Genomic DNA, 3,595 nt, shown 5'->3' on the forward strand with positions numbered 1-3,595 from the left:
AGCAGAGAGTTAGTTTTCTAGATTACATAGAAGATATATTCTCCAAACGATACGCCATGCCAAGACTATCTGCACTAATCTTGGAAAAAGCGAAGGAAAATCCCACAATTTATTGAACAAGTTCAAATTGATTGAATGGCATCTCCTCTTTAATCTCTCTTTTCTTATTCCTCCATTTTCATTCCACCTCTATCATTACTTTTTCCGGTGGGCCCTTTACAAAAATATCTATCCTCTGTTTTTCCTTTGCATTCATGTTTTTAATAAGAAATGTTGCCTTTCTATCATTTATCATTCCATCTTTCACCAGCTTCACTTTTTCCAGCTGATATATTTTCCATCCTTTTATTATGCTTGGAGAAAAATCTGTCTTGACAATTGCATCCTTTCTTCTCCCGTCATTATACACGAATACTACAAACACCCTGCTTTCATCATCGTATTTCCACTTAGGCAATTCGAATGGGGGTTTGAACATGCTGTCTTCATCTGCTTCGGGCATCAACATTTCTCTGTTTTTAAAGCGATACTCGAATACATGCATCTGAACCATGGTATGTGAGATAACAAAATCTTTAAATATTTATGTTTGCTTGACCAAACAATGTTTGGTGAGCGAAACATGACCGACTCAAAGTATCTGAAGGAAGTATACCGTGCATATGAAAAAGGCGTACCGCTTGTGGGGCCTACATATCTTGGAAAAGTGGTTGGAGTGAATAAAGCCACAGCATATCAGTCCCTCCAAAAACTTGCAAGAATGAATTACGGTACCTATATAAAAAATAAAGGTTTTGTAGTAAATAATAGGGGCAAAGAAAATGCCAGAATCCTGATAAGGCGCCATAGACTGCTGGAATGCTTAATTGTTGATACTCTCGGCTTGTCCCCTTGTGAAGCATGTCGGGAAGCAGGCAATATTGATACTTTTATGGGGAAACATTTCGATATGGCACTTGAAAGGAAATACAGTGATCGCCATCTATGTCCATGCGGCAATGAGATTCCTTCGAGGTAGTGGAAAATGATGAAGCAAATACTCAGTGAACTCGAAAAGCATGCCCCATTCACTGCTTCTGGGGCACTTACAGGGATTATTATAATGGTTATACTGTTTCTTGCTAATCCCTTTTTCCATGTTTCCGAAGTTTCATCAACTATTTTTTACATATTGCACCCGACCCATGTGGCCTTAAGTGCAATTGTGACTACGGCAATATATAAATTGTACAGGCCTGATTGCAGGATTTCAACTGCGGTTGTAATCGGTTACATCGGCTCAATTGGAATTGCCACACTGAGTGATTCAATAATTCCTTTTATGGGCGAATTCCTGCTCAATTTCCCGAACAGGGGCGTTCATATAGGTTTCATTGAAGAGCCGTTGCTAACAAATCCTGCAGCATTTTTGGGCATCGCAATAGGTTTCTTAAGGCCGGCAACTAAATTCCCGCATTCCGGGCACGTGTTGATCAGCACATGGGCATCATTATTTCATATTATAATGGCAATGGGCCAAACTGTAAACTGGATTACGGCTGTTGCTATCTTCATATTCCTATTTCTGGCGGTCTGGGTACCCTGCTGTACGAGTGATATAGTATTTCCCCTTTTATTTATCCGGCGGGAGGAAAGCGGGTGAAAAAGTAAATAAGATATTTTCAAGTGGTTACAGATTATGAGGGTTAATTCTCACTTTTTTGGGCTTTATGTCATATATAATAATGTATCCGATTCCTGCCGAAAGCCAACTGATAGTTAGGCCGAAGAATCGTTGAATGCCCTAAAAGCAGATAGAACAACCCTATTAGCAACTTCCATGTATTTTATCATAATTTCCGTCATATGCAATACTCTCCTGGAATTTTTGGGAAGAGAGTTGCATGCCTTATATCCTTTAATCCGCAAATGAATCTCGTAAGTCTTTCTAACCCGATTCCAAAACCAGCAGATGGATGGATTCCTTTCTTAGCTATTTCAAGGTAAGGTAAAAAGGCGGATATATTCAATCCGCTTATTTTCATTCTCTCCCTTATCTTATTATACTCATATTCCCTCTCGCCACCAGAAAGCCCTTCTCCACATCCTTCGGGATATACCATATCCATATCTCTTAACAATCCTGGTTTATCTTCAAACTCTCTATCATAAAACTCTCTATTCCATATTGGAAAATCTGTAATCCAGAAAGGTTCCATTAATTCATTTGAGAGGACTATCTCGAATTCATTTCCATACCTTTTATACGCCTGATCGAATGTTATCCTTTTGAACGGTCTGGATGGAATTTTTAACTTTCTTTCTAACTCTTTCAATTCTTCTTTGCAAGATTTCTTTGTGTCTTTTATAACATGAATCAGCAATTTCTCTGCCAATTCTATCATATCGTCCCGCGAGGCATGCCTTACTTCCAGATCCAACTGTGTGAATTCAACAAGATGTCTTCTCGTTTCCTTTTTTTCGCCTGTCTCAAGCCTTATGTTTGGGGAAAATGAAAAAATTTTTTCGAATGCAAGTAAAGCTAATTGTTTATGCAGAATCATACTCTTTGTTATGGCATAAGCATGTCCGTAGTATGTTATCTTTCCATCTAATATTCCGTGATTGAGAGGATCTGTAATGGGGGAGATTATCACCGGGGAAATTTCAACAAATCCCTCATTTCTCAAAAAATTTGCCGTTATTTCCCTTATCCTGCTTTTTATATCTATTATGGGCACTATTCTATCAGAGGCAAATCTCCTGTAGCATTCATCAGCGACTTTTTTAACTAAAATTTCTTGCAAAATTTGCTCACACATGCCAAAATATTCTGTAAATATATTTAAGCATTATGCCAAATTTTATGTCAAAATGCTAAATTTTAGACAAATTTTAAATAATTTTTTGTCATTTTGTTTTTAATGTTGGATGAAAAGGATAGAATAATCATTGAAGAATTGAAGAAAGATGCCAAGCAACCCATAATGAAACTTTCAAGGAAAGTAGGCCTACCGAGGACGACAGTTGGCGAAAGAATACGTAAACTAATTGATAAAAAGATAATCAAAAAATTTACAGTCATGCTTGACTATGAAAAAGTTGGCTTGCCCATAACAACCTTTATTCTTGTTTCCTTTCTCCCAAATCCTGAAATATCTCAGAGGGAACTGGCAAAAAGAATTTCAAAAATGGAAAATGTGTGGGAGGTATACATAGTCTCGGGAGAATGGGATTTGATAGTGAAGGTAAGGGGAAAAAGCATGGAAGAAATCGGCCAGCTTATTATCGATAAGTTGAGGGCAATAAAAGGGGTTGGAAAGACCGTAACGTGTACCTGTTTCACTACCGTAACCGAAAATATTTAGAATACGAAAGGGATAAGGGCACAACAGCCCCGTAGTGTAGAGGCCAATCATGCGAGGCCCTGGACCTTGCGACCCAGGTTCGAATCCTGGCGGGGCTATATCTTATAGCAAATATCATTCTCTTCCTGCCTGTTACAAATTTGTGTCTCATATGCTCTCCAATTTTTTGCCGTATATTGCTTCGTTTCCCAGCTTATCCTCTATGCGCATAAGCCTGTTATATTTCTCCGTTCTCTCCGCCCTGCACG

General features: G+C 38.4%; 6 protein-coding genes and 1 tRNA gene. 4 read left to right on the forward strand and 3 right to left on the reverse strand.

What is annotated here, in order from left to right:
* Nucleotides 1–178 precede the first annotated feature (178 nt).
* Nucleotides 179–553: a hypothetical protein gene (locus U9O96_08870; GenBank protein ID MEA2055194.1), complete on the reverse strand. Its 375-nt coding sequence runs from the start codon at nucleotides 551–553 to the stop codon at nucleotides 179–181.
* 69 nt (nucleotides 554–622) lie between these two features.
* On the opposite strand from U9O96_08870, the gene U9O96_08875 reads away from it, so the two are divergent.
* Both U9O96_08875 and U9O96_08880 read left to right on the forward strand, forming a co-directional pair.
* The gene (locus U9O96_08875) at nucleotides 623–1,018 is read left to right on the forward strand and encodes a metal-dependent transcriptional regulator (protein MEA2055195.1); all 396 of its coding nucleotides are present in this window, start codon (nucleotides 623–625) and stop codon (nucleotides 1,016–1,018) included.
* 6 nt (nucleotides 1,019–1,024) lie between these two features.
* Complete coding sequence (locus tag U9O96_08880; protein ID MEA2055196.1) at nucleotides 1,025–1,642, forward strand: hypothetical protein; 618 nt, start codon at nucleotides 1,025–1,027, stop codon at nucleotides 1,640–1,642.
* 199 nt (nucleotides 1,643–1,841) lie between these two features.
* Here the strand turns inward: U9O96_08880 and U9O96_08885 are convergent, their stop codons facing one another.
* Nucleotides 1,842–2,801: an asparagine synthetase A gene (locus U9O96_08885; protein MEA2055197.1), complete on the reverse strand. Its 960-nt coding sequence runs from the start codon at nucleotides 2,799–2,801 to the stop codon at nucleotides 1,842–1,844.
* 102 nt (nucleotides 2,802–2,903) lie between these two features.
* Here U9O96_08885 and U9O96_08890 point away from each other — a divergent pair, with 102 nt between their 5' ends.
* Entirely contained in the window at nucleotides 2,904–3,347 is a 444-nt protein-coding gene (locus U9O96_08890) for an Lrp/AsnC family transcriptional regulator (GenBank protein MEA2055198.1), read from the forward strand.
* Nucleotides 3,348–3,372: 25 nt separating this feature from the next.
* Nucleotides 3,373–3,445, forward strand: a tRNA-Gln gene (locus U9O96_08895).
* A gap of 49 nt (nucleotides 3,446–3,494) precedes the next feature.
* On the opposite strand, the gene U9O96_08900 is transcribed toward U9O96_08895, so the two are convergent.
* A partial coding sequence (locus U9O96_08900) for a hypothetical protein (GenBank protein MEA2055199.1) occupies nucleotides 3,495–3,595 on the reverse strand: 101 nt, incomplete at its 5' end.

Source organism: Candidatus Thermoplasmatota archaeon (assembly GCA_034660695.1).
Lineage (GTDB): Archaea > Thermoplasmatota > E2 > UBA202 > DSCA01 > JAYEJS01.

Bases quoted from the DNA above. Each gene is read 5' to 3' on its own strand.
- U9O96_08870 (MEA2055194.1), bottom strand. From the start codon at position 553: ATGGTTCAGATGCATGTATTCGAGTATCGCTTTAAAAACAGAGAAATG.
- U9O96_08875 (MEA2055195.1), top strand. From the start codon at position 623: ATGACCGACTCAAAGTATCTGAAGGAAGTATACCGTGCATATGAAAAA.
- U9O96_08880 (MEA2055196.1), top strand. From the start codon at position 1,025: ATGATGAAGCAAATACTCAGTGAACTCGAAAAGCATGCCCCATTCACT.
- U9O96_08885 (MEA2055197.1), bottom strand. From the start codon at position 2,801: ATGTGTGAGCAAATTTTGCAAGAAATTTTAGTTAAAAAAGTCGCTGAT.
- U9O96_08890 (MEA2055198.1), top strand. From the start codon at position 2,904: ATGTTGGATGAAAAGGATAGAATAATCATTGAAGAATTGAAGAAAGAT.